Source organism: Cryobacterium sp. SO2 (assembly GCF_026151165.2).
GTDB lineage: Bacteria > Actinomycetota > Actinomycetes > Actinomycetales > Microbacteriaceae > Cryobacterium.
Window position 1 is genome coordinate 1,182,356 of record NZ_CP117849.1, and the last position, 24,691, is coordinate 1,207,046.

Here is a 24,691-nt window from a genome sequence, read left to right on the forward strand (position 1 = left end):
GGCGGATGCTCAGCGGCCCGCGCGCGACCAGTCCAGCAGCTTCTCCACCGGCCAGGTCGTCACGATCCGCTCCGGCGGCACTCCGGCGGCCGCGGCGCGTTCGGCTCCGTAGGACAGGAAATCGAGGTGTCCCGGCGCATGCGCGTCGGTGTCGATGCTGAACAGGCAGCCGGCCGCCAGGGCGAGCCCGATCAGTTCCTCCGGCGGATCCTGCCGCTCCGGCCGGGAATTGATCTCGACGGCCACGTTGTTCTCGGCGCAGGCGGCGAAGACCCGCTCGGCGTCGAAGGTCGACGGCGGCCGGGTGCCGCGACCGCCGCCCACGAGGCGGCCGGTGCAGTGGCCGAGCACGTTCGTGTGCAGGTCGCGGATGCCGGCGAGCATCCGCCGGGTCATCGTGATCGAGTCGTCGCGCAGCTTGGAGTGCACGCTGGCGACGACGACGTCGAGCCGGGCGAGCATCTCGGCGGATTGGTCGAGCCGGCCGTTCTCGAGGATGTCGACCTCGATGCCGGTGAGCAGCCGCGCCCCGCCGGCTGGGGAGGCCGCGGTGAGGCCGGCGACCACGCCGAGCTGCTCCTCCAATCGGTCGGCGGTCAGGCCGTGTGCGACGGTGAGGGTGGGTGAGTGGTCGGTCAGCGCCAGGTATTCTCGGCCCAGCATCCCGGCGGTGGCCAGTATGAGGTCGATCGACGTCGTGCCATCTGACCAGTCGCTGTGCGTGTGCAGATCGCCGCGGAGAGCCTGGCGCAGCTCGCTGCCCCCGGCGGCGAGGGGGGCCTCGCCGCGCTGGCGCAGGTTGTCAAGATAGTCGGGCAGGCCATACAACGACTGCCCGATCACCTCGGCGGTGCGCCCGCCGATACCCTTCATCGCCCGCAGCCGGCCGTCGTGCACCCGATCGGCCAGCTCGTCCGCGTCGAGACCGGCGATGAGGCCGGCGGCCCGCCTGAACGCCAGCACCTTGAAGGTGGGGGACAGGTCGCGCTCCAGCCAGAACGCGATTTCGTTGAGGGCCTCGACGGAATCCATGCAACCATGATCGGCCCGAATGGCCGGAAAGGGGAGGCTCAGGCCCCGGTCCGGTCAGCTACTGTGCTGGTCGGGCACTGGCCAGGTCAGGCCACGTCGAAGTGCGCCACGGTGAGCTCCCGGTCGATCAGGAAGCCGTCGTCGGCCGGGTAGAAGACCGCCAGGTCGATGTCGTCCCCGGCGAACGCGACGATATCGGCGTGGGTGCGCCAGAACGAGATCGTGCGCACCTCACATCGGCCGTCCGGCAGGTCGCGGAACACCGCAACGGCGCCGAGGTTGCCGGGGGTCGACCTGTATTCGGTGAGCCCGGTTCGTTCGAGGTAGGCCGTGTACGCGGCGCGGTCCTCCGGCTTGATCCAGCCGGTCCAGCTGCGCATCACGCTGCCCGTGGGGATGTCCAGCATCTCCGCCTCCTCCGCCCGCCATTGCGCTCCAACTGTTCCCGTTCCGGACTTCTGCGCCCGGTGCGCCGGACGCAGAAGTCCGGTGCGGGCACAGTAGCGCGCCGAGCGGCGGTTCGTGTGGGGCTGCCCGTGCGGATGGTGTCGGGCGGTGCGAGAATGGGCCGATGACGCTGCACCTCACCGGCGATACCGCCGCAGACACCCTTCTCAGCGACAACCAGTTCGCGCTCCTGCTCGGCATGCTGCTCGACCAGCAGATCGCCATGGAGACCGCGTTCGCCGGGCCGGCGAAGATCCGCGACCGGATCGGCACCCTCGACCCGTCGGTGATCGCCGGGTACGATCCAGAGGCCTTCGTCGAGGTGTTCAGGCAGACCCCGGCGGTGCACAGATTCCCCGGCTCGATGGCCGCACGGGTGCAGACCCTGGCCGGGGTTGTCGTCCAGGACTGGAACGGTGACGCGGCCAGCATCTGGACCGCCGCCGCCCCAGACGGTGCTGCCCCGGACGGCGCCGAGGTGCTCCGCCGGCTCAAGGCTCTGCCGGGGTTCGGTGAGCAGAAGGCCAAGATCTTCCTCGCCTTGCTCGGCAAACGACTCGGCCTCGAGTCGGCCGGATGGCGGGAGGCCTCCGCCCCCTACGGCGAGGACGGTTCCCTGCGGTCGGTGGCCGACATCGTCGACCCTGAGTCTCTCGCCAAGGTGCGCGAGAGCAAGCGCGCGGCGAAGGCCGCGGCCAAGGAATCCGCCTCGAAGTAGCGCGAGAACGCGCGGACGCGCAGCACCTCCGCGGGGGTGTCGGGCCCGTAGCCGGGCCCTGTCCGCGGGTTTAGCATGGGCGCGTTCGCACCACCCCTTGATGCGCAGAGGAGTCCACCATGAGCACAGGCAACCCGAACACGACCCCGGCTGATTCGCTGCACGAGGTCGCGGGCATCCAGAAATACGCCATGCAGGTCGGTCAGGTCGCCGACGCGCTCTCGAAGGGCGATGCCCTCACCCAGCGCCTCATCGACGCTGTGCACAGTGGTGACAGCGGTGCCGTGCAGAAGATCTTCGCCGACATGGGAGTCGACACCCAGGTGACGCTCAAGACCGTGGATGCGATCGATCTCGTGCCGGCTGCGGATGGCGCGCAGCAGACCACGGCCACCGCGCGGGCACAGGCTCCCAAGGTGCGCACCGTGACCGTCACCATCGGGATCGGTCCGATCTCCATCTCGGTGACCGTGACGAAGAAATCCAAGTGACGGTTCCGCCATGCGCCATGCGCCAAGGCCTTCAGGGCCGTCCTGGTGCGACCGTGTCGATCGCTGCCGCTGGCCAATCGCGGGAGAATAGGGGGAGGTGACAAAAGGAGAGTGTGCGGGTGGGCCCCCATTTCAGTGAGCAGGCATTCGATTTTCTCGAGGAGCTCGAGCACCGCAACAACCGCGAGTGGTTCGAGGAGCACAAGGGCGTCTACGAGACCGAGTTGAAGGCCCGGATGCTCGAGGTGATCGAGGCGATCAACACCCGGCTGGGCGAATTCGCCCCCGACTACCTGCGGCCGGCGCCCAAGGCGATGCTGCGGATCTACCGCGATGTGCGGTTCTCCAACGACAAGACCCCGTACAAAACCCACCTGGCCGCGAACTGGCCCCGGCAGGGGCTGGAGAAGACCGGCGGCGCCGGATTCTTCCTGCAGGTGGGGGTGCACGGCGTGATGGTGGCAGCCGGCGCATACTCGCCGGGTTCACCGCAGCTGCACTCCATCCGCGAGTATCTGCTCGACCACCACGACGAGGTACGGACCCTGCTCGCCGAGGAGTCCCTCGTTCGGCTGGCCGAGCCGCTGGACGGACACCCGCTCATTCGCGGCCCCAAGGGGTTCCCCGTCGAGCATCCGGCCGCCGACCTGCTGCGGGTGCGGAGTTGGGCGCTGTTCGGGCGGATGCCCGGCGATGCCGCCCTGGCGGACGACTTCGTCGATGCGGTCGTGGAACGCTTCCGGGCGCTGGCGCCCCTGGTGGACTTCCTCAATGTTCCCCTGGCCGCGGTCACTCCCCTGGAGAGGGAAGCTGCCGCCGGTCGGCGCCGCGCCTGATCGATCATCCGCCAGCCCGCCGGACGCACCAGAACGGCGGACGCAAGCGAACGCCGGATGCACAAGAATGGTGGAGAAGAGTGGTCGCGGCCGAACCGGTCCAACGGGCCCTCGAAGGAGCACCAGAGTGAACGACCCCCGCGCCAAGATGGACGGCAACCACCTGCTCTCGTTGGGTGCCCCGCAGGCGGATTGGACGAAGGCGCCCGGTCGGGTGCCCGGATTCTGGGTGGCGTTGCTCGGGCTCGTCGTGGCCGTCGTCTACCCGATTCCCGCACTGGTGGTCGGTGCCGTCGGCCTCATCTTCACCCTGCAGGCCTACCGGGTCATCCCCGCGGGAGCCACCGGCCGGCGCCTCGTCATCGCCGCGTTGATACTGGCCGCGGCCACGGTGACCCTGGTGGCGTTGCAGATCGTGCTCGCCCTGGTGCTCTGACCTGCACCCGAACTGGGGCCCGGCGACCTGCGGCGACGCTGTTAGCGTTCAGACCATGAGAACACCTCGTCGACCGGGCATTCCTCTTCTCGGCCTTCGGGCACGCGCCATGCTCGCGGTCGGCGTCGTCGCGGTCGGGGCTCTGGCGCTCGCCGGATGCGCATCCGCATCGCCGGGCGCGCAGCCGACGCCGTCGGCATCCGCCACGCCCATGGCCACCCTCGACCCCGCGGCGGTCACCGCGCCTGCGCAGGTGTTGGGCGGCGACTGCTCCGCCCTTTTCACCGACGCTGAGGTGAGCACCATTCTCGGCATCGACGTATCGGCTCAGACCGCCTTCTCGGATGCTCCCACTGCGAACGCGGTACCGACTGTCGGCGGAGTCGTCTGCAACTGGACGCAGTCCGGCGCCAGCGAACCTGCCCTCAGCGCCGTGCTCGAGAGCACGGCGACAGTGGCGGCCGGAGCTGACGACATCACCTGCTACCAGTCCTCGGTCGACCCTGACGGCGCCCTCGCCGGATCCTGTTCCTTCGGTGTCACCTCTGGCCCGCTTTGGCTGACCGGGGTCGTCACCACCGCGGCCGGCACCACCGAAGACGATGCCAAAGCAGCGGCAGCGACCCTGAGCGCCGCGTTCGGTATGCTGGGCGCGACCGACCCGGGCGGCCCGGCTGTGGAGTCGACGGCCTGGCCGTTCAGCGGATGCGCCGACCTGTCTGAGCGGGCCGCGCTGGCGGTGCAGAGCCCCAACCTCGTCGGGAGCGACTCCGACATCGGCGGCGCCGGCCGTCCGGCGGGGGTGATGGCGGCGCTGAGGAGCGTCGGCGCGTTCAGTTGCAGCTGGTCAACGGACGGAGACGTCCCCGTCGGCCAGGTGAGCGGCTTCAATCTCGAGGCCCTGCCCGGCGGCGCGTGGGCGCAGACTGAGGTACTCGCCCTGCCGGGAGCCGAGGTGGTGGACCTGCCCGGGGTTGACCTGGCCGTGCGGGTACCGATGGATGCGGCGACGACGGGTGTCGCCGCGGCTCTGGATGTATTCGACGGAGGGAACTGGCTGCAGGTGTCGGGGCCAGACGACCTCGACGCGCTGGCTCCGGCCGTTACCGCGCTGGTCGCGGCCCTCAATGCTGGCTGAGGCTGGGCTGCCTGAGGCTGGGCTAGCTGAGGCTGGGCCGGCGGAATCTGGCGCACTTCGTTCTGGCTCTCGCCCGCTCTGCTCGATAGAGTCAAGTCGATAGCTGCCCGGCACATCTGGGTGCCCCGACACTCTGAGGGACGACACCATGTTTCTTGCCGAACTCAACTGGCTGGCCGTCCTGGTGGCCACCCTGGCCGCCTTCGTCGCCGGCGCGATCTGGTTCGGGCCGAAGACCTTCTTCCCGCTCTGGTGGAAGCTCATGGGCCACGGCCCGGACGAGCAGCCGGCAGGGAAGATGGCTGTCGTGTTCGGATCGACCTTTGTCGCCGCGCTCGTGGAGGCGACGGCCGTCGCATCCGTCATCCATTTCGTCGCTGCCACGGATCCCGGCTTCGGCACCCTGCAGGGCGGCGTCACCGGACTGTTGCTCGGGATCGGCCTCGCGGCGGCCTCCTCGCTGTCGCACCGGCTCTTCGCCGGCCACGGATTCCGGGTCTGGCTGATCGAGTGCGGCAGCGACGTGCTGAACCTCACCATCATGGGATTGATCCTGGGCAGCTGGCGCTGAGCCCGGTGAGGTCATCCGGCCTTCCCGGCGGCGCCCGCTGCCGAGTGTGGTTCAGATACCGCCCACGAGAGCGTCGCGCAGGCGGTCGCTGAGTCCGGGCGGCACGTCCACGTCCACCGCGAGGGCCTGCACGGCCCGGCTGAAGTAGTTGCGTGCAGCGGCCGCGAGGGCGACATCCACGATCTCCCGGTCGCTCAGGCCGAGGGCGCGCAGGCGCAGGCTGTCCGCATCCGTCATGGCCGAAGCGTCTGCGCCCACCTTCTGGGCGAAATCCATCATCGCGATCTCGACCTCCGACAGGCCGGCGTCGTGGAAGTCGAGGGCGATGCGCACGAGTTCGGCTTCGCTGAAGTAGCGCAATGACTTGCGGCCGTGCGCGAGCCGGCAGTGCCGGGAGCGGGTGCCGAGGGCGGCCGCGAGGGTGACCAGCTCGTAACGACGTTTGTCCATCGGGCCGGCGATGGCGTGGATGAGGGCCTCCCACGCCGCGTAGGCCTCGGGGTTGAGGCTCATGGCCCGGGTGTGGCTGGCCACGTAACCCTGGTCGTCGAGGTCCTCGGCGTAGAAACGAGCGGTCGCACCGGTCGCCTCGGCTGCCGTGGGAGTGCTGATGATCGCCATTCCGGGTGCCTCCGTCTGCTCGTTCCCAGCAATGGTGGCACCCGGTCCCATCCGGCGGAAGGGACCGCCGCTCAACTGTGCCCGATCCGGACAAATGGTGCCGCCGCACCGGGTGCAGATGTCCGTTGCGGGAACAGTTCAGGCGGGGCGGGCGGGGACGCCGGAGCGGGCGGGGCGGGCGGGGTGCGCCGGGTGCGGGCGAACACCACTCGACGCTGCACCTGGAAGCTGACCAGGTAGAGCACGGCATCGGTGAGCAGCTTCGCGGCCAGCAGCGGAACGCCCAGGTGGGTGAGCAGTGCCAGACCCAGGTAGCTGGCCCCGAGCAACGCGGCCGCCAGGCCCAGGTAGGCGGCGGCGTCCCGGCGCAGCCGGCGGGGGTGCCGGGTGGTGAAGACCACGTGCCGGTTCAACAGGAAGTTCACGCTGCCGCTCACGAGGCGGGCGCACACCACGCTCAGCGCCAGAGAACCGCCCTGACCCCACAACCCGTGCCCCGCGAACAACGGGCCCACGAAGACCAGGCCCACGAACAACTGCAGGGCGGCCACGTCGAGCAGGAACGAGCCGAAGGACACGGCGCCGTAGACGAGCAGCGGGCGCATCACCCTGAGCGAATCGGCCACCGGCCGGAAGTGCGACGACGCATTCCCCTCCAGGTATACGGTCTCGATATCGATCTCGTCGATGCCCCGGCCGGCAGCGGACGCGTCGAGCAGGGTGTTCAGTTCGTACTCGAACCTCTCGCCCTGCACGGTCAGCAGGCCCTCGAGCAGCGACGCCGGGTAGCCGCGCAGCCCAGTCTGGGTGTCCCGGATGCTGCGGGCGGTGGTGAGGCGGAACGCCTGAGTCGCGAGCGTGTTTCCCACGCGGCTGCGCAGCGGAACCTGCCCGGTGAACCGGCGTCCGCCGAGCACCAGCGGCGGGTCGGTCCGGCCGGCGTGATGCTCGACGCGGGAGGCGACCCGCAGGATGTCCCGCACCCGGTGCTGGCCGTCGCTGTCGGCGCAGACCACGTCGGCACCGGGGTAGGTGGCGAGAATGTGGCGGAACCCGGTCTTGAGCGCGTGGCCCTTGCCCAGGTTCACCGGGTGGCCGATGACGTCGGCGCCCAGAGTGAGCACGGCGTCGAACAGCGGGCGGTAGACCTCGCCGCTGCCGTCGTCGACGACCACGATCGTGCTCGTCGGGGCGGCCAGGGTGAGGTCGGTGACCAGGGTCACCAGGCGGGCATCCGGTTCGTAGGCCGGGATCAGGATGATCATCGGCCGACTCACCCTTCGATGTAGAGGATGTCGGAGGTGCCGCGTTCGGTGCCGGTGCCGAGCGGGTCGTTCACCAGGGAACCGTTGAAGTACATCGTCGACGAGCCGCCGCCGTCGAGGTTGTATGCGGTAGTGACACCCAGGCCCTGCATGATCTCGGCCAGCCCGGTGAGGGTCACACCCGCGCTGTAGCCGGGGCTGCGGCCGTCGACGACCACGAAGACCAGGTGGTTGTCGTCGATCACGCCGATGGCCGTGCGCGGTTGGTCGCCCTGGATCGAGTGGTTGCCCACATTGGTGTCGATCTCGACGTCTTCGATGCCGTCGACGACGGCGCCGTCCTCCACGATCGCCGGCCCGAACGAGACCGTGTTCCAGACTCCGTCGGCGAGCAGCTCGTCGGCCGTGGTCGCGGTCTCGTCGTACACCTGCACGGACCCGTCCAGGTAGAAGGCGAGGCCTTGCCTGGCGCCCTCGTCGCGGTAGACCACGCCGTTGCGGATGACGATGCCCGTATCGCGGAAGCCGTAGTAGTCGCCGTTGATGGCGAAGATCGCGTTGTTGTCCGCCGCGATATCCGAGGTGGTTTCGGTGATGTTCTCGCCGAAGGTGTTCTTGGCGAAGGCCGAGCGCAGCGCCGTCGCATCGGTGAGGGTGACGTCGGCCACGTAGTAGGTGACGGTGTCGTCGCCGGTGCCGGTGACGACGGTGGAGATCGTCACGTCGGCGTCATCGGAGTCGTAGGTGCTGTCGGTGACAGTGGCGTCGGCCGCGGAAGCGTCCGCTGTGGCGTCGTCGGTCGCGGTGACCGTGGAATTCGCGGCTTCGTAGGCGTCGACGTCGGTGATCTCCGGGTGCTCGATCACGAAACGTTCGAGCGCCCAGGTGGTGGTTCCGCCGAGCGCCAGGGTGAGGGCGAGGGCCGAGCCGATGATCACCCGGCGTCGTCTGCGCCGGGGCTTGACGGTGGTTGATGGTCGCATTCCCCCTGTTTAGGCGGCGACTCTATGCGGTCTCCCTCACCCGCCTATGGGAGCACTATGAGGTGGCGGCGGGTCTCCTGACCGGTCAGGCCGGCAGCGGGCGGGCGCCGAGGGCACGCAGATACTCCGCGGCGCCGGTCAGATCGGTGCCGGCGGCGCGGTAGCCGAGATACCCGTCCCAGCGCACCAGATACTGCGCCGTGCCCGGTCGCCGGCGCGACAGCGCGGCCGCTCGCGGTGCGGCGGACCAGCGCGAGCGCGGCGCGGCGGGAACCTGCTCAACAGTGGCCAGGTGCGCCCACCGTGCCCGGAACGCGCGCACCTCGGTGTCGGGCCAGAGCGCGGCCGGCCCGCACAGCAGCATCCGGAACACCGGCGGCCGCGGTTCGTCGCCGGCGGGGGAGGCCGGGGCCGCGCCCAGGCCCGGCTGCGGAAAGCGTTCACCCGCACGCGGCCCGCCGGCCGGGCGCGGCCGTCCCTCCACCGAGAGCGGGCTCTCCCGGTAGCGGATGCCCAGCTCGGAGACCACGCGGAAGCCGGCCCGCCGCACGGCGCGGCTGCGCAGCAGCAGCGCGGCCAGCCGGATGCCCGGGCCGGCGCGCAGCTCCCGCAGCACCGGGTTCCGGCTGGTCGCCACTCGGAACGCCCGGTCTGTCATCGCGAGCACCGAGCGGGCGACGGGCAACCGTTCCCGCTCGTAGCTCTGCAACAACGTCGGGGCGGCGACTCCACGGCAGACGAGGGCGAGCTTCCAGCCGAGATTCACGGCATCCTGTATGCCCGTGTTCATGCCCTGCGCGCCCGCCGGGCTGTGGATGTGCGCGGCGTCTCCGGCCAGGAACACCCGGCCGCGCCGCATGGTGTCGGCGAGGCGGCTGCTGACGGTGAACTCGGTGAGCCAGGCGGGGTCATGCAGCACGATGGGCTCCCTGGTGTGCCGGGCGACGGCGGCCCGCGCGAGAGCCAGTGTCGCCGGGCCGGTGCTCACGGTGGGCGGCAGCATCACGAGCAGCCGCCAGCTGGCCGGCGTGAGCAGGGGGAAGAGGAATAGCGGGCCCGACCTGCCCAGATAGACGTGCACCATGCCGCGCTCGGGCCCATCGGCCTCGAGGTCGGCGAGGAGGAAACGCTGCGGGTAGGCCCGGCCGGTGAAACCCGACCCGGTCAAGCGCCGGGTCATGCTGTGCGCGCCGTCGCAGCCCACGACATAGCGGGCGCGCACCACCCTGGACGGCACGCCGGGGGAGTCCAGGGTGCAGGTGACGCCGTGCTCGTCTTGCACGAGGCCGGTCAGGGTGAGCGAGCGGCGGATGCCGACCCCGGCGCTGGCCAGCCGGTCGAGGAGCACCCGTTCGGTGGCGGCCTGCGAGAGGAACAACAGGAACGGAAACCGGGTGTCGCCGAGGGCGTCGTCGAACAACGGCACGGCGTGGGTGCGACCGCCGGACCTGGAGCCGCGAGTGTGCAGCAACAGCGTCGCACTCGGGATGCCGGCGGTCACCAGGTCGTCGGCGAGCCGGTTGCGGGCGAGGACCTCGAGGGTGCGGGCCTGGATTGCCATCGCCCGCGACTCGTGCACGGCATCCGGCGCCTGGTCCACGAGCTGCGCGGCGACGCCGAGGCTGTGCAGTTCCCTGGCCAGGGTGAGTCCGGAGGGGCCGGCACCGACGATCAGGACGTCGGTGTCGAAGCCGCTGGAATCGGGGTCCGGCCCGGCCATGAGATCAGCCCGCGGTCGGATCCGCGGGGCTGGAGGCGGCATCCGCGGCCGGGGCGGGCGCGAACGAGGTCTCCTTCACCATGCGGCCGGAGCGGTCCCAGGTGCGCCACATTCCCACTTGCTGGCCGAGGTCGAACTCCCCGGAGCGCAGGAGCGAGCCGTCGAGCCGAAACCACTCCCAGTGCCCGTGCAGCTTGCCGTCGAGTTCGAAGCCGCTCGCCTTCACCGACCCGTCCGCGAACCTGTCGTGACGGAGCTTGGGGCCGTCGGCCGGTCGCGACGGCGACGGATGTGGCGGCGGCGTGGGTTGCGATGTTGGCATACCCCCATGCTGCCCCGGAAAACCGATGCGTTCTAGGTGCGCGGGCGCGGCTCAGTTTTCGGGGTCGAGGTCGTCGGGGCCGAGTTCATCGGTGTCGAGGCCGTCGTCGTCGAGGTCGCCAGGGCTGGGAAGCCGGAACGCATCCGCGGCGGCCTCGGTGTGGTCGAAGATCGATCGCAGCAGGCCGGCCATGGTCGTGGAGCGGAGCATCGCCACCTGGTCGAGCGGGCCCACCGGCGCAATGCCGGCCAGCTGCCAGGCGGCTTCCACCGGATCCTCCGAGAGCGCAACGTCGGCGGACCAGGCGTCGTCGGTGAATTCGCTGGCCAGGGCCAGGGTGCGGCGCACGGTCTGCTCCGCGAGGATGCGGAGCGGCGTCAACGCGTCGTCCCACACGAGCGACGGCAGCTCGCGCACCACGGCCTCCGGATACGGGGCGTCGTCACTCCACTCGACAACCTCGATGCGGCGGTCGCCCTGGGCGACAAGGCCGACGAACCCCTCCGGGGCGACCAGCTCGATCACCTGCGCCACGGTGCCGGTACTGAACGGATGTTCGCCGCCGCCCACCTCCTGGCCGCGTTCGATGAGCACGACGCCGAATTCGGCCGGTTCGGACTCGAGGATGCGCGCGAGCATCATCAGGTAGCGTTCCTCGAACACCCGCAACTGCAGGGGCATGTAGGGGAAAAGCACGGATCCGAGCGGGAACATCGGCAGGCCGGATGCGTCGGCACCCGCGTCTGTGTCGCCCGCGAGGTCCGGTGTCCCGGGCTCGTCGGGTGGGTTCCCCTGATTGGCCATGAACCCAGCGAAGCACGCTCCCGCCCGAATGCCAAGCACCGAACCCGACTGTCGCCGGCAACTGGTCCCCGAGCGGACATCTGCGTCCGGCGCACCGGGCACAGATGTCCGGGCCGGCAACAGTTGCCGCGGGTGCCGACCGCTGGGGCAGGTCAGTCCAGGCGTTTGGCCAGCACGCGAACATCGGCATCCGCGTAGCCCAACCGGTCGTAGAAGCCGACCACGTGGGCGTTCGACCCGCGCACCATCAGCTGCAGCTTGACGGCGCCGTGCTCGACGAGCCAGGACTCGGCCGCCGTCATGAGCTGTCGGCCGCGGCCGGCGCCGCGCTCCGCCCCCGCCACGGCCAGGTAATACACCCAGCCGCGGTGGCCGTCGTGTCCCACCATCACGGTGCCGACAAGCCGGCCGTCGCGGAAACCACCGAGGACGGTGGAGGTCGCTCCGTCGAGGGCGCGCTGGAGATCGGCGGCCGGTGGATTCCACGGGCGGGTCAGGCCGGCCTCCTCCCACAGGGCGACGACAGCATCGACGTGAGCCGGGGTGATCTCAGCAATCTCCATCGGTCCATTCTGCCCGGGCACGGCGGGGTTCTGTGCCGGGGCACTGGCATGCTGGATGGATGACTGACGCCGCGTTCGACCGTGCCGTATTCGACCGTGCCGGCGGCCCGTACACGTTGCGGCGTGCACGCACCGAGGACGTGGCGGCGATAGTCGGTCTGCTCGCCGACGACCGGCTCCGCTCCGCCGAGGAATCCACCGCGGATGGCGATCTGGCTCCGTACCTGGCCGCGTTCGCCGCCATCGACAGCGCGCCCGATCAGCTGCTTGCTGTTGTCGAGGACCCAACCGGGCGCGTTGTCGCCACGCAGCAGCTGACGGTTCTGCCCGGTCTGGCCCGGCTGGGCGCCACCCGGTTGCAGATCGAAGCCGTGCGAGTGAGCGCCGACCTGCGCGGCAACGGTCTCGGCAGCGAGATGATCACGTGGGCCGTGGACTACGGTCGTGCCCGCGGTTGCCGGCTGGTGCAACTCACCTCCGACTCGTCACGCACCGACGCCCACCGGTTCTACCGGCGTCTTGGCTTCACGTCCTCACACGTCGGCTTCAAACTCGCGCTCAACATCCGCGAGCCGTGAGAAAAGCCCCAAAATCGGGGATTTTTTGGGGCTCAACTCGCGGCTCGCGGGCCGTGGGGTGTTACGGGGAGGAAAACTCTGGGGCTGGGCGGGGGAGACTCTCTTATCCGCGGCAGGTGGGTCGGTTAGACTTCGACCAGCAGAATCAATTGAATACTGGGCCAAACGTTTGATGCGGGAGAGTTCGACGTCTTAGAGACGAGCGAACACCGAAGGAGCAATCCTCCCCGACAATCTCTCAGGTACTCGTACCGCATCGAACGGGCCACTCTGAAAAGCGGATGAGCACAGTGCGTCCGGGAACCGCATCCGCGAGACCCGGTCAGAACTGCCAAGTCCCGCCCATGGTGAAAGCCGGCGTCGCGCAAGCGGCCGGCGAAGCTCTCAGGCCAGACGACAGAGGGGGAGTTCCCACCGGGGTTCGAACGAGCCCCGGAGCAACTCGTCCGGCGCATGCCCGGCGACGAACCGGAGAACTCATGACCTCGGCCAGCCCTGACCTCACCCACTCCTCGGACGACCACGCTCCGACCGAACGGTTCTCACCCCTGCACGCCGCCCATGTGGCCGCCGGCGCCAGCTTCACCGACTTCGCCGGCTGGCAGATGCCGGTGCGCTATTCCAGCGACCTGGCCGAGCACCACGCCGTGCGCAAGGCCGCGGGTCTCTTCGACCTCTCCCACATGGCCGAGATCCGGGTCTCCGGCCCGCAGGCCGGCGAGTTCCTCGACCATGCCCTGGCCGGCCAGCTCTCGGTCATCGACCTCATGCAGGCCAAGTACAGCCTGCTGCTGAACTCCCGCGGCGGCATCATCGACGACCTCGTCGTCTACCGCACCGGTGAGACCGAATTCCTCGTGGTCGCCAACGCCGGCAACCACGACCAGGCCCTCTCGGCACTCAGCAGCCGGGCCGCCCGGTTCGACGTCACCGTGGCCGACGAAAGCGATGAAACTGCCCTCATCGCCGTGCAGGGCCCCAACGCCCTCGCCATCGTGCAGGCCACCGAAGGCCTCAGCGTCGACGGCGACCTGGCCGGGCTGCGCTATTACCGCGCCATCACCGGCAACTTCGCCGGAACCCCCGTGCTCATCGCCCGCACCGGCTACACCGGTGAAGACGGCTTCGAGCTGTACCTGCCGAATGCGGCTGCCCTGGCCCTCTGGGACGCCATCGTGGTCGCCGGAGCACCGCACGGCCTGGTTCCGGCCGGGCTCGCGAGCCGCGACACCCTGCGCCTCGAAGCCGGCATGCCGCTCTACGGCCACGAACTGACCACATCCACCTACCCCGCCCAGGCGGGCCTGGGCCGCGTCGTCAACCTCGCCAAACCGACCGACTTCGTCGGCCGCACCGCCAGCGAAGAAGGCCCCGCCGGCGACGCCCCCGTGCTCGTCGGCCTGGTCTCGGCCGGCAAGCGCGCCGGTCGTGCCGGCTACCAGATCTTCCGCAGCCCCGATGCCACCGAAGCGGAGGGCGTCATCACCAGCGGCGCCCTCTCACCTACCCTCGGCTACCCGATCGCCATGGCGTACGTGCCGCCGGCGCTGGCCCGCCTCGACACCGAGGTGTTCATCGACGTGCGCGGCACCCGCTCGCCGGCCACCGTCATCGCCCTGCCGTTCTACAAGCGCCGCAAATAACCCACGGTGAACGGATCACCCGAACCGGGCATCCGGCACCCGCTGTCACGTAAGCCTCGTGCAGCGCACCAGATTTGATCACCCCCTGAGATCACACCCTTCGAGAGGAACCACCATGGCCGACAAGACCGAACTCCAGTACACCGCAGAGCACGAGTGGGTGCTCGTTGACGGCGACACCGCCACCGTCGGCATCACCGCCTACGCCGCCGACAAGCTCGGCGACGTGGTCTTCGTGGAGTTGCCCGAGGTCGGCAGCTCCGTCGCCTCCGGCACCGTCGTGGGCGAGATCGAGTCCACCAAGTCGGTGGGCGAACTCTTCGCTCCCATCGACGGCACCGTCGCGGAAATCAACGACGCCGTCGTGGACAGCCCCGAACTCGTCAACAGCGACCCGCTCGGCGACGGCTGGCTCATCAAGGTGACCTTCGACACCCTGCCGACCCTGCTCAGCTACGCCGAGTACTCCGCCATCATCGGCGAATAACAGCCCGCCCGGCCTCACCGCCACCCGCCGTACCGCCACACCTCGCACGACCGAATCAGACCCCGGAAAGAGCCTTCCCCCACATGTCGCAGCCCTTCACCCAGCGTCACATCGGCACGGATGCCGACGCGCAGTCCCGCATGCTGGCCGTCCTCGGCCATTCCAGCGTCGAGTCGCTCGTCAACGCGGCCGTTCCCGCATCCATTCAGGTCGAGCAGTACCGCCGCGAGGGTGACAGCACCCTGCCGCCCGCGGCCACCGAACGGGAGGCCATCCAGGAGCTGCGCGCCCTGGCCGACAAGAACACCGTGAAGCGCTCGATGATCGGGCTCGGCTACTACGACACGATCACGCCCGCCGTGATCAAGCGCAACGTGCTGGAGAACCCCAGCTGGTACACCGCGTACACGCCGTACCAGCCCGAGATCAGCCAGGGCCGCCTCGAGGCCATCATCAACTTCCAGACCATGGTGGCCGACCTCACCGGCATGGCCACCGCCAACGGTTCGATGCTCGACGAGTCCACCTCCGTGGTCGAGGGTATGCTGCTGGCCCGACGCGCGAGCAAGAGCCCGTCGAACCGATTCATCGTCGACGCGGATGCCCTGCCCCAGACCCACGCGCTGCTCGGCAACCGCGCCCACGCGCTCGGCATCGAACTGGCCGTGCTGCCCCTGGACGAGAGCACCACCGCGGAGGACCTCGGCGACTACTTCGGTATCTTCGTGCAGTACCCGGGAGCCTCCGGACGCGTCTGGAACCCCGCCGCCGTGATCGCCCTCGCGCACGAGAACAAGGCCCTCGCGATCGTCGCCGCCGACCTGCTGGCGTTGACCCTGATCACCTCGCCCGGCGAGCTCGGGGCCGACGTGGCCGTGGGCACCAGCCAGCGCTTCGGTGTGCCGATGGGCTTCGGCGGACCGCACGCCGGCTACCTGGCCGTGCGCAAGGGCCTGGAGCGCCAGATGCCCGGCCGCCTCGTGGGCGTGAGCGTCGACGCCGCCGGCCACCCCGCCTACCGCCTGTCGCTGCAGGTACGCGAACAGCACATCCGCCGCGACAAGGCCACCTCCAACATCTGCACCGCCCAGGTGCTGCTCGCCGTGATGGCCGGCATGTACGCGGTCTACCACGGGCCTGAGGGCCTCAAGGCGATCGCCACCGAGGTGCACGAACGCGCCGGTGCGCTGGTTGCGGCCCTCCGCGCCATCGACGTCGACGTGGTCAACGACAGCTTCTTCGACACCGTGCGGGTGTCGGTCCCGGCCGGTGCCGCCGCTATCGTGGCGCAGGCAGCCGCCGCCGGTTACAACCTGCACCAGGTGGATGCGACGACCATCGGCATCTCGGTCGACGAGACCACCACCGCGGCCGACCTCACCGCCGTCGTGGGCTTCTTCGGCGGCCGCGACGCCTTCGGTCACGTCGTTCTCGACGTGATCCAGCCCGGCCTGCCCGACGATCTGGCCCGCACCAGCGCGTACCTCACCCACGCCGTGTTCAACACGCACCGCTCGGAGACGAGCATGATGCGCTACCTCAAGCGCCTGGCCGACTACGACTATGCCCTGGACCGCGGCATGATCCCGCTGGGCTCCTGCACCATGAAGCTCAACGCCGCCACCGAGATGGAGGCCGTCACCTGGCCCGAGTTCGGCGGACTGCACCCGTTCGCACCCAAGGCCGACGTCGAGGGCTACCTCGAACTCATCCGCCAGCTCGAAACCTGGCTCACGGATGTCACCGGCTACGACTCCGTGTCGCTGCAGCCGAACGCCGGCAGCCAGGGTGAACTCGCCGGGCTCCTGGCCATCCGCGGCTTCCACCTCGCCAACGGTGACGTGGACCGCACCGTCTGTCTGATCCCGTCCAGCGCGCACGGCACCAACGCGGCATCCGCTGTGCTGGCCGGCATGCGCGTGGTGGTCGTGGCCTGCGACGAGCTCGGCAACGTCGACCTCGACGACCTCCGCGCCAAGATCGCCGAGCACGCGGGCAACCTCGCCGCGCTGATGATCACCTACCCCTCCACCCACGGCGTCTACGAGCACGAGGTCGGCGCGATCTGCGCCGCCGTGCACGACGCCGGCGGCCAGGTCTATGTCGACGGCGCCAACCTCAACGCCCTGCTCGGCTTTGCCCGGTTCGGTGACTTCGGCGGCGACGTCTCGCACCTCAACCTGCACAAGACCTTCTGCATCCCGCACGGCGGCGGCGGCCCCGGTGTCGGCCCGGTCGCGGCCAAGGCCCACCTGGCGCCGTTCCTGCCCGGGCACCCGCTCGCGCAGGACGACGAGCACTACCTGCTCGGCGGCACCGGCACCGAAACCGTCGTGCACGGCGGCGGCCCGGTCTCGGCCGCGCCCTACGGCAGCCCGAGCATCCTGCCCATCTCCTGGGCGTACGTGCGCATGATGGGCGCCGACGGCCTCAAGCAGGCCACCGGCGCCGCCGTGCTCGCGGCCAATTACGTGGCCACGCAGCTCAGCGGCCACTACCCGGTGCTCTACGCCGGCGACAACGGCCTGGTCGCGCACGAGTGCATCCTCGACCTCCGCCCGCTCACCGCGGCCACAGGGGTCACCGTCGACGACGTGGCCAAGCGCCTCGTCGACTACGGTTTCCACGCGCCCACGATGAGCTTCCCGGTGGCGGGCACGCTCATGGTGGAGCCCACCGAGAGTGAGGACCTCGGCGAGATCGACCGGTTCATCGAGGCCATGATCGGCATCAAGGCCGAGGCGGATGCCGTGGCCGCCGGCACCTGGCCGGCCGACGACAACCCGCTGCACAACGCGCCGCACACCGCCCAGAGCGTGATCGAGGGGGAGTGGACGCACCCGTACACCCGCGAGACCGCCGTGTACCCCGTGCGCACGCAAATCCGCAACAAGTACTGGGCGCCGGTGCGCCGCATCGACAACGCCTACGGCGACCGCAACCTGGTCTGCGCCTGCCCGCCGCCCGAGGCCTTCGAGTAAAACCCCCCTCGCGAGCACTCGCTGGTCGAGCTTGTCGAGACCTGGTCACCTGGTCTACTTCGACAGGCTCAGCACGGCGTCGACAAGCTCGACCAACGGCGTGGGCGCGTCTCTGAGGTTGGATTTAGGACGTGGGGGTGAGGAGGGCGGGCCACCAGAGGACCGCCAACGGGTAGCCGACGAAGGAGAGAATGTCCAGGACCCAGTGCGCGATCACCAGGGGCATCACGCGGCCCCAGCGCAGGTAGCACCAGCCGAAGACGACACCCATCAGGGCGTTGCCCACGAACGGGCCGATGCCCTGGTACAGGTGGTAGCTGCCGCGCAGCAGGGCGGCCGACACGATGATGGTCCAGGCGTTCCAGCCGAGTTCGCGCAGCCGGGTGAACAGGTAGCCCACCACGATGAGCTCCTCGCTCAACGCACTGCGGAGCGCGGAGAACACCAGGATCGGGATGGTCCACCAGAAGGTGTCCAGCGGTGACGGCACCACGGCCACAGTGAAGCCGAGCGCCCGCCCGGCGAGGTACAGGCCGAGCCCGGGGATGCCGATGAGCAGCAGCAGCCCGCCGCCGCGCAGCAGGTCCCGGCGCGGCTCGGTGAAGTCCACGCCGAGTCGGCGGAACGCGCTCTGCCCCGGCTGCCAGAGCAGGTAAAGCACCAGGGCGACCGGGAACAAGGCGAAGAAGATCCCGAGGAACTGGTAGGTGAAGTCCAGCCACTCGCGGGTCGACTGCGACCCGTTGATGGTGGCCGACTGGTCGGCCAGGGCGACCTCCGCCGTGAGCCTGGAGATGATCGAGACGATCGAGTACACGGCGGATGCCCCGAGCGAGAGCCCCAGCACGATGACGATCTCCCAGCGCAGCCGAACCGGAGACGCGGCCGGGGGTGCTGCGGACGCCGGTTCGCCGGACGCCTCCGGCGGGCCGTACGGGGAGGCGCTCATGCCGCGCTCGGCATCCGGCAGGCCGGGGTGCCACCCGGCAACCGGTAGCGGTACCGCGCCACGAGACTGTAGCCCGCCTCCGCGACCCAGGACCACGGCGGCACCGTGGCCAGCCAGCCGAGGACCCGCAACGCAACAATCGGCTGCCCACGCAACAAAGCGGCAACGGCGGCCGCGCCCCCGTACCGCCGGCCCCCGGTCACGAACCAGACCCTGGACCTGGCCTGCTCCTCGGTCAGCCCGAACGCGGCGAGGTCGGTCCACTGGAATGGGGCCGTGGCCGGCACCCGGGGGAGGGTGCGCTGCAGCCACAGAATCGCCGTGGTGCAGAAGCCGCAGTCGCCATCGAAGATGAGCGTGGCGGGCGATTCGCGTTGGGAAGTCGACATTCCTCTATTTTGCGCCCTCGTCGCTGGAGTGTCGTCGGGGAGCCCGGGGGCGGTGGCCGCCGGCAAAGGAAATCGCTTGCACAGACTGTTAGGACCAAGGTCCCAAGCATCGTGAGAGATCCTCGCAAGATTCGCAGATAAACCCGCATAAATCACGCTCTGCGCAAGAATCGTGCGTCTTTGGTTACTCCTATGTAACGTTTACCGCCACGTTTTGCACCGGGCGCAAGACAAACCTAGGGTTTTGATAACTAGTGCGCCGCCATGGTTACAAGCCGTGTGGCGCCAACCCTTTGCACAGGAGGAATTTTGAAGAGATCCCGCATGGGCCTGAGCGCCCTCGCGCTAATTTCGGTGAGCGCTTTGGCGCTGGCCGGCTGCGCGTCATCGAGTGACGACGCTGCCGCACCGGAGACCGACTCGTCGGCCATCGTCACCACCAACGGCAGCGAGCCGCAGAACCCGCTGATCCCGACCAACACCACCGAGACCGGTGGCGGCAAGATCACGACCTCGCTGTTCGCCGGCCTGGTTTCGTACAACGCCGACGGATCGACCGCCAACGAGGTCGCCAAGTCGATCGAGTCCGACGACGCGACCAACTGGACCGTCACCCTGAACGACGGCTGGACCTTCACCAACGGTGAAGCAGTCACCTCTTCTTCCTTCGTCGACGCCTGGAACTACGGCGCGCTCTTCAGCAACGCCCAGAGCGCCTCCTACTTCTTCGACGACATCGCCGGCTTCAGCTACGACGCCGACTCCGAGCTCACCGGCCTGAAGGTCGTCGACGACACCACCTTCACCGTCGAGCTGTCCTCCCCTGAGGCCGACTGGCCGCTGCGCCTGGGCTACACGGCCTTCATGCCGCTGCCGAGCGTCGCGTTCGAAGACATGGACGCTTTCGGCGAGAACCCCATCGGTAACGGCCCGTACATGCTGGCCGAAGAGGGTGCCTGGGTCCACGACGAGGGCATCAACCTCATCACCAACCCGGACTACGACGGCGTGCGCAAGCCCGTCAACGGTGGCCTCGACATCGTCTTCTACGCCACGCTGGACGCCGCATACGCGGATGCCCAGGGCGGCAACCTCGACGTGCTGGACGCCGTTCCGGACTCCGCATTCGAGACCTACGCAGATGAGTTCGGCGACCGTTCGGTCAACCAGCCGGCCGCTATCTTCCAGGCATTCAACATGCCGTACTACCTCGAGCACTGGAGCGGCGACGAGGGCAAGCTGCGTCGTGCAGCCATCTCGATGTCGATCGACCGCGCTGAGATCACCGACGTCATCTTCCAGGGCACTCGTACCCCGGCGACCGACTTCACCTCCCCGGTCATCGACGGCTACTCCGACGCCCTCGACGGCGCCGACGTCCTCGAGTACAACCCCGACGAAGCCGTGAAGCTGTGGAAGGAAGCCGACGCGATCTCCCCGTACGGAGACACCACGTTCGACATCGCGTACAACTCCGACGGTGGCCACCAGGCCTGGGTCGACGCTGTGACCAACAGCATCAAGAACACCCTGGGCATCAACGCCGTCGGCAAGCCGTACCCGACCTTCGCTGCGGCGCTGGAAGACCGTTCCGCCGAGAAGCTGACCGGTGCCACCCGCGCCGGATGGCAGGCCGACTACCCGTCCCTGTACAACTTCCTCGCGCCGCTGTACAAGACCGGTGCCGGATCGAACTACGAGGGCTACAGCAGCACCGAATTCGACACCCTGCTCGAAGAGGGTGCCGCGGCCGAGAACGTTGAAGACGCAACCGCGAAGTACCAGGCGGCTCAGGAAGTCCTGCTCAAGGACCTCCCGACCATCCCGCTGTGGTACTCCAACGTTGTGGGCGTCTGGTCCGAGAGCGTCAATGACGTTGTCTTCGGCTGGGATTCCGTTCCGCTGTACTACCAGATCACCAAGGGTTAATACCTAGTTCCAACCGCAGTGCAATGTCCGGGGCGTCAAGCCCCGGACATTGCACTGACTAGACTCATTCAGTGATTGCGACCCTCATGCATAAAAGATTTACGGAGCTCACCTGATGCTGTGGTACACAGGCAGGCGCATCCTCCAGATGATCCCCGTCTTCTTCGGGGCGACATTCTTGATCTACTTCATGGTCTTCTCCCTCCCGGGTGACCCGATCGCGGCGCTCTACGGTGACCACCCGCCGTCGCCAGGTGTACTCGAGCAGATTCGGGCCCAGTACAACCTGGACAAGCCCTTCATCGTGCAGTACCTCATCTACATCGGCCACTTCTTCCAGGGCGACCTCGGCACGACCTACTCAGGTCGCGCCGTCGGTGATGTGATGGCCTCCGCCTTCCCCATCACCTTCCGCCTCGCCATGCTGGCCCTGGCCTTCGAAGCCTTCTTCGGCATCATCGTCGGCCTCATCGCCGGCCTCCGTAAGGGCAAGTGGTTCGACGCCAGCGCCCTCGTCGTGAGTCTGCTGCTGATCAGCGTGCCGACCTTCGTGGTCGGCTTCATCCTGCGGCTGGTCTTCGGTGTGCAACTGGGCTGGTTCAGAACCACCGTGAGCGGCGCAGCCCCCTGGGGCGAGCTCGTGCTCCCGGCCATCGTGCTGGCGTCCGTCTCGTTCGCCTACATCGTGCGCCTCACCCGCGCCAGCGTTGCCGACAATCTCAATGCCGATTTTGTTCGCACCGCAACCGCCAAGGGACTCTCGCGTCGCCGCGTCGTCACCGTTCACGTGCTGCGCAACTCGCTCGTGCCCGTCGTCACCTTCCTCGGTGTCGACCTCGGTTCACTCATGGTCGGCGCGATCGTCACCGAGGGAATCTTCAACATCAACGGTGTCGGTGGCACGGTCTTCAAGGCCATCAGGCTCGGTGAGAGCACCACTGTGGTGTCGTTCATCGCCGTCATGGTCGTGATCTTCGTCGTCGCCAACCTGCTTGTCGACCTGCTGTACGCAGCTCTGGACCCAAGGATTCGTTATGCCAAATAAGCCTGGCCAGGCCCACTTCGTCGCTGCACTGGAGGACACCCCGGTAGCCGCAGTCGACCGCCTCGACGAGAACGAGAAGGCGCGCAGCACCTGGGCGGATGCCTGGGACTCGATGCGCCGCCGTCCCACGTTCTGGATCTCAGCGGCGCTGATCCTCCTGATCGTGGTGGTGGCGCTGTTCCCCACCCTGTTCACCCAGGTCGATCCGCGCCAGTGCGTGCTCGGCAACAGCAACGGCGACCCGGAGGCCGGACACCCGTTCGGTTTCAACCGCCAGGGCTGCGATGTCTACTCGCGCACCATCTGGGGCACCCAGGCGTCGCTCACCGTCGGGCTCCTCGCCGCCAGCATCGTCACGCTGTTCGGCATCATCGTGGGCGCCCTCGCGGGCTACTACGGCGGCTGGCTCGATGCGATCGTCTCCCGCATCGGCGACATCTTCTTCGCCATCCCCACCGTGCTCGGCGCCATCGTGCTGATGTCGGTGCTGCCGACCGCAACGCCCACCTCGGTGGCCTTCGTGCTCTCGGTGTTCGCCTGGCCGCAGATCGCCCGCATCATGCGCGGCGCCGTGCTGTCGGCGTCGAACTCCGACTACGTGATGGCCTCGACCGCCCTCGGCGTGTCGAAGTTCCGCATCCTGCTGCGCCACGTGGTGCCCAACGCGATCGCCCCCGTGATCGTGATCGCCACCGTCTCACTCGGCACGTTCATCGTGGCCGAGGCGACGCTGTCGTTCCTGGGTATCGGGCTTCCGCCGAGCGTGATGTCGTGGGGTAACGACATCGGCACGGCCCAGACCTCCATTGTCACCAGCCCGCAGGTGCTCCTGTACCCCGCGGCCGCCCTGTCCATCACGGTGCTCGCGTTCCTGATGCTCGGCGACATTCTGCGCGATGCGCTTGACCCGACGGCGAGGGCGACTCGATGAGCCAGACACTCCTAGACACCATCCCGGAGGGGATCGAGAACGAAGAGCAGCCGCTGCTGCAGATCCGTAACCTCGAGGTCGCCTTCCGCACCCAGCGCGGACTCGTTCCCGCCGTGCGTGGCGTCGACCTCACCCTGTACGCCGGCCAGACCCTGGCGATCGTGGGGGAGTCCGGTTCGGGCAAGACCACCACCGCCCAGGCGATCATCGACCTGCTCCCCGGGGCCGGCAAGGTCACCGGCGGTCAGGTGCTGTTCGAGGGCCGCGACCTCACCAAGTTGAACGCCAAAGAGATCCAGGCGGTGCGCGGAAACCTGATCGGCTACGTGCCGCAGGACCCGATGTCGAACCTCAACCCGGTGTGGAACATCGGCTTCCAGGTCGAAGAAGCCATCAAGGCCAACGGTCTCGCCCAGGGCAAGGAAGCGCGCGCCCGCACAATCCAGGTTCTGCAGGAGGCCGGCCTCAGCGACGCTGCGGATCGCCTCAAGCAGTACCCGCACCAGTTCTCCGGCGGTATGCGCCAGCGCGTACTGATCGGCATCGGCCTCTCCGCCCGGCCCAAGCTGCTCATCGCCGACGAGCCCACCTCGGCGCTCGACGTCACCGTGCAGCGCCAGATCCTCGATCACCTCGGCACCCTCACCCGCGACTACGGCACCAGCGTTCTGTTCATCACGCACGACCTCGGCCTGGCCGCGGAGCGTGCGGAGCAGCTCGTGGTGATGTACAAGGGCAGGGTCGTCGAATCCGGTCCGTCCCAGGAGATCCTCGCCAACCCGCAGCACCCGTACACGCAGCGCCTGGTGTCCGCGGCGCCGAGCCTGGCCTCCCGCCGCATCCAGTCGGCCAAGCACTCCGGCTCAGACGACGCCGAGATCTTCGGCGGCGGCTCGCTCGACGACACCCTCGTCGCGCGTGCGGCCGAGCGGGAGAACGCGGCCCCGGTCAAGGACCTGATCTCGGTCAAGGACATCTCCAAGGTGTACCGGATCCGCAAGAAGGGCCTGCGCACCGACGAGCTCCGCGCCGTCGACGGCGTGTCTTTCGGCATCCAGAAGGGCACCACAACGGCCCTGGTGGGCGAGTCCGGTTCGGGCAAGTCCACTGTCGCCAAGCTCATCCTGCAGCTGGAGAGCATCACCAGTGGCGCGATCGAGTTCGACGGCCAGGATGTCGCCGGCCTCAAGGGCAAGGACCTGCTGAAGTTCCGCCGCCGGGTGCAGCCGGTCTTCCAGGACCCGTACGGCTCCCTCGACCCGCAGTACAACGTGGGCAACACGATCGCCGAGCCCCTGCTGGCGCACGGCGTCGGCACGAGCAAGGAACGCCAGGACCGGGTCAAGGAGCTGCTCGAGCAGGTCTCCCTGCCGTGGGCGTCCCGGTACCGCTACCCGAGCGAGCTGTCCGGTGGCCAGCGCCAGCGCATCGCCATCGCGCGGGCGCTCGCTCTCAAGCCCGACGTGCTCGTGCTCGACGAGGCCGTATCGGCCCTCGACGTGCTCGTGCAGGGCCAGGTGCTGAACCTGCTCACCGAGCTGCAGACCGAGCTCGGCCTGACCTACCTCTTCATCACCCACGACCTCGCTGTGGTGCGGCTCGTCGCCGACAACGTGTGCGTGATGCAGAAGGGCCGGATTGTGGAGGCAGCGTCGACCGACGATGTCTTCGACAGCCCGAAGCAGGCCTACACGCAGGAACTGCTCGCCGCCATCCCCGGCGGCAACTTCGAGTTCGGCCGCTAGGCACGCATTCGATAGGACTGCCCCTCGGCCTGTGGCCGGGGGGCAGTGCTCGTCAGGGAGGGAACCG

At 68.7% G+C, this 24,691-nt stretch carries 25 protein-coding genes and 1 riboswitch; of the genes, 14 read left to right on the plus strand and 11 right to left on the minus strand.

From position 1 onward, the window contains the following. Positions 1-9: 9 nt before the first annotated feature. Positions 10-1,032 carry a PHP domain-containing protein gene (locus BJQ94_RS05460; RefSeq protein ID WP_265399626.1) on the minus strand — a complete coding sequence of 341 codons (1,023 nt, stop codon included), beginning with the start codon at positions 1,030-1,032 and terminating at the stop codon, positions 10-12. Positions 1,033-1,118: 86 nt separating this feature from the next. Further along, on the minus strand, positions 1,119-1,439 hold the full coding sequence (locus BJQ94_RS05465; protein WP_265399627.1) for a hypothetical protein: 321 nt from the start codon (positions 1,437-1,439) through the stop codon (positions 1,119-1,121). Between the two features lie 164 nt (positions 1,440-1,603). On the opposite strand from BJQ94_RS05465, the gene BJQ94_RS05470 reads away from it, so the two are divergent. From BJQ94_RS05470 to BJQ94_RS05495, 6 genes are all read left to right on the plus strand, one after another. After that, positions 1,604-2,197 carry an HhH-GPD-type base excision DNA repair protein gene (locus BJQ94_RS05470; RefSeq protein ID WP_265399628.1) on the plus strand — a complete coding sequence of 198 codons (594 nt, stop codon included), beginning with the start codon at positions 1,604-1,606 and terminating at the stop codon, positions 2,195-2,197. Between the two features lie 119 nt (positions 2,198-2,316). Beyond that, on the plus strand, positions 2,317-2,688 hold the full coding sequence (locus tag BJQ94_RS05475; RefSeq protein ID WP_265399629.1) for a hypothetical protein: 372 nt from the start codon (positions 2,317-2,319) through the stop codon (positions 2,686-2,688). 119 nt (positions 2,689-2,807) lie between these two features. Next, a complete protein-coding gene (locus BJQ94_RS05480; protein ID WP_265399630.1) occupies positions 2,808-3,524 on the plus strand; it encodes a DUF2461 domain-containing protein in 717 nt (238 codons plus the stop codon). 127 nt (positions 3,525-3,651) lie between these two features. Continuing rightward, positions 3,652-3,960 carry a hypothetical protein gene (locus BJQ94_RS05485; RefSeq protein WP_265399631.1) on the plus strand — a complete coding sequence of 103 codons (309 nt, stop codon included), beginning with the start codon at positions 3,652-3,654 and terminating at the stop codon, positions 3,958-3,960. Positions 3,961-4,015: 55 nt separating this feature from the next. Continuing rightward, entirely contained in the window at positions 4,016-5,098 is a 1,083-nt protein-coding gene (locus BJQ94_RS05490) for a hypothetical protein (RefSeq protein WP_265399632.1), read from the plus strand. A gap of 148 nt (positions 5,099-5,246) precedes the next feature. Further along, positions 5,247-5,669, plus strand: coding sequence for a DUF1761 domain-containing protein (locus BJQ94_RS05495; protein WP_265399633.1), 423 nt, complete (start codon positions 5,247-5,249; stop codon positions 5,667-5,669). 51 nt (positions 5,670-5,720) lie between these two features. On the opposite strand, the gene BJQ94_RS05500 is transcribed toward BJQ94_RS05495, so the two are convergent. The 7 genes from BJQ94_RS05500 to BJQ94_RS05530 all read right to left on the minus strand — a co-directional run bounded on the left by BJQ94_RS05500 (position 5,721) and on the right by BJQ94_RS05530 (position 11,947). Further along, positions 5,721-6,290 carry a carboxymuconolactone decarboxylase family protein gene (locus tag BJQ94_RS05500; protein WP_265399634.1) on the minus strand — a complete coding sequence of 190 codons (570 nt, stop codon included), beginning with the start codon at positions 6,288-6,290 and terminating at the stop codon, positions 5,721-5,723. A gap of 71 nt (positions 6,291-6,361) precedes the next feature. Beyond that, complete coding sequence (locus tag BJQ94_RS05505) at positions 6,362-7,555, minus strand: GtrA family protein (RefSeq protein ID WP_275875563.1); 1,194 nt, start codon at positions 7,553-7,555, stop codon at positions 6,362-6,364. Positions 7,556-7,563: 8 nt separating this feature from the next. Beyond that, the gene (locus BJQ94_RS05510; protein WP_265398211.1) at positions 7,564-8,538 is read right to left on the minus strand and encodes a phosphodiester glycosidase family protein; all 975 of its coding nucleotides are present in this window, start codon (positions 8,536-8,538) and stop codon (positions 7,564-7,566) included. An 85-nt stretch (positions 8,539-8,623) separates the two neighbouring features. Then, positions 8,624-10,258, minus strand: a complete 1,635-nt coding sequence (locus BJQ94_RS05515; RefSeq protein WP_265398210.1) for an FAD-dependent monooxygenase — start codon at positions 10,256-10,258, stop codon at positions 8,624-8,626. A gap of 4 nt (positions 10,259-10,262) precedes the next feature. Beyond that, positions 10,263-10,580, minus strand: a complete 318-nt coding sequence (locus BJQ94_RS05520; RefSeq protein ID WP_265398209.1) for a hypothetical protein — start codon at positions 10,578-10,580, stop codon at positions 10,263-10,265. 51 nt (positions 10,581-10,631) lie between these two features. Further along, the gene (locus BJQ94_RS05525) at positions 10,632-11,384 is read right to left on the minus strand and encodes an LON peptidase substrate-binding domain-containing protein (RefSeq protein WP_265398208.1); all 753 of its coding nucleotides are present in this window, start codon (positions 11,382-11,384) and stop codon (positions 10,632-10,634) included. 152 nt (positions 11,385-11,536) lie between these two features. Further along, positions 11,537-11,947, minus strand: coding sequence for a GNAT family acetyltransferase (locus tag BJQ94_RS05530; protein ID WP_265398207.1), 411 nt, complete (start codon positions 11,945-11,947; stop codon positions 11,537-11,539). A gap of 59 nt (positions 11,948-12,006) precedes the next feature. On the opposite strand from BJQ94_RS05530, the gene BJQ94_RS05535 reads away from it, so the two are divergent. The 4 genes from BJQ94_RS05535 (at position 12,007) to gcvP (ending at position 17,636) form a co-directional block, all read left to right on the plus strand. Further along, complete coding sequence (locus BJQ94_RS05535; protein WP_265398206.1) at positions 12,007-12,525, plus strand: GNAT family N-acetyltransferase; 519 nt, start codon at positions 12,007-12,009, stop codon at positions 12,523-12,525. Positions 12,526-12,690: 165 nt separating this feature from the next. Continuing rightward, positions 12,691-12,789, plus strand: a riboswitch (glycine riboswitch). A 215-nt stretch (positions 12,790-13,004) separates the two neighbouring features. Next, positions 13,005-14,168 (plus strand): glycine cleavage system aminomethyltransferase GcvT, encoded by a 1,164-nt coding sequence (gcvT, locus tag BJQ94_RS05540; protein WP_265398205.1) that lies wholly within the window; start codon positions 13,005-13,007, stop codon positions 14,166-14,168. 115 nt (positions 14,169-14,283) lie between these two features. Then, positions 14,284-14,655 carry a glycine cleavage system protein GcvH gene (gcvH, locus tag BJQ94_RS05545; protein ID WP_265398204.1) on the plus strand — a complete coding sequence of 124 codons (372 nt, stop codon included), beginning with the start codon at positions 14,284-14,286 and terminating at the stop codon, positions 14,653-14,655. Positions 14,656-14,738: 83 nt separating this feature from the next. Further along, positions 14,739-17,636: an aminomethyl-transferring glycine dehydrogenase gene (gene gcvP / locus BJQ94_RS05550; RefSeq protein ID WP_265398203.1), complete on the plus strand. Its 2,898-nt coding sequence runs from the start codon at positions 14,739-14,741 to the stop codon at positions 17,634-17,636. A gap of 124 nt (positions 17,637-17,760) precedes the next feature. On the opposite strand, the gene BJQ94_RS05555 is transcribed toward gcvP, so the two are convergent. Next, positions 17,761-18,585, minus strand: a complete 825-nt coding sequence (locus BJQ94_RS05555) for a CPBP family intramembrane glutamic endopeptidase (protein ID WP_265398202.1) — start codon at positions 18,583-18,585, stop codon at positions 17,761-17,763. Continuing rightward, positions 18,582-18,974, minus strand: a complete 393-nt coding sequence (locus BJQ94_RS05560) for a DUF393 domain-containing protein (protein WP_265398201.1) — start codon at positions 18,972-18,974, stop codon at positions 18,582-18,584. The genes BJQ94_RS05555 and BJQ94_RS05560 overlap by 4 nt, the downstream gene beginning before the upstream one ends. Positions 18,975-19,283: 309 nt before the next feature. On the opposite strand from BJQ94_RS05560, the gene BJQ94_RS05565 reads away from it, so the two are divergent. The 4 genes from BJQ94_RS05565 to BJQ94_RS05580 all read left to right on the plus strand — a co-directional run bounded on the left by BJQ94_RS05565 (position 19,284) and on the right by BJQ94_RS05580 (position 24,624). Continuing rightward, complete coding sequence (locus tag BJQ94_RS05565) at positions 19,284-20,903, plus strand: ABC transporter substrate-binding protein (RefSeq protein ID WP_265398200.1); 1,620 nt, start codon at positions 19,284-19,286, stop codon at positions 20,901-20,903. A 115-nt stretch (positions 20,904-21,018) separates the two neighbouring features. Then, positions 21,019-21,948, plus strand: a complete 930-nt coding sequence (locus BJQ94_RS05570; protein WP_265398199.1) for an ABC transporter permease — start codon at positions 21,019-21,021, stop codon at positions 21,946-21,948. Beyond that, entirely contained in the window at positions 21,938-22,879 is a 942-nt protein-coding gene (locus BJQ94_RS05575) for an ABC transporter permease (RefSeq protein ID WP_265398198.1), read from the plus strand. Before BJQ94_RS05570 ends, BJQ94_RS05575 begins: the two co-directional genes overlap by 11 nt. After that, a complete protein-coding gene (locus BJQ94_RS05580) occupies positions 22,876-24,624 on the plus strand; it encodes an ABC transporter ATP-binding protein (protein WP_265398197.1) in 1,749 nt (582 codons plus the stop codon). The genes BJQ94_RS05575 and BJQ94_RS05580 overlap by 4 nt, the downstream gene beginning before the upstream one ends. The last annotated feature ends 67 nt before the right edge of the window (positions 24,625-24,691 follow it).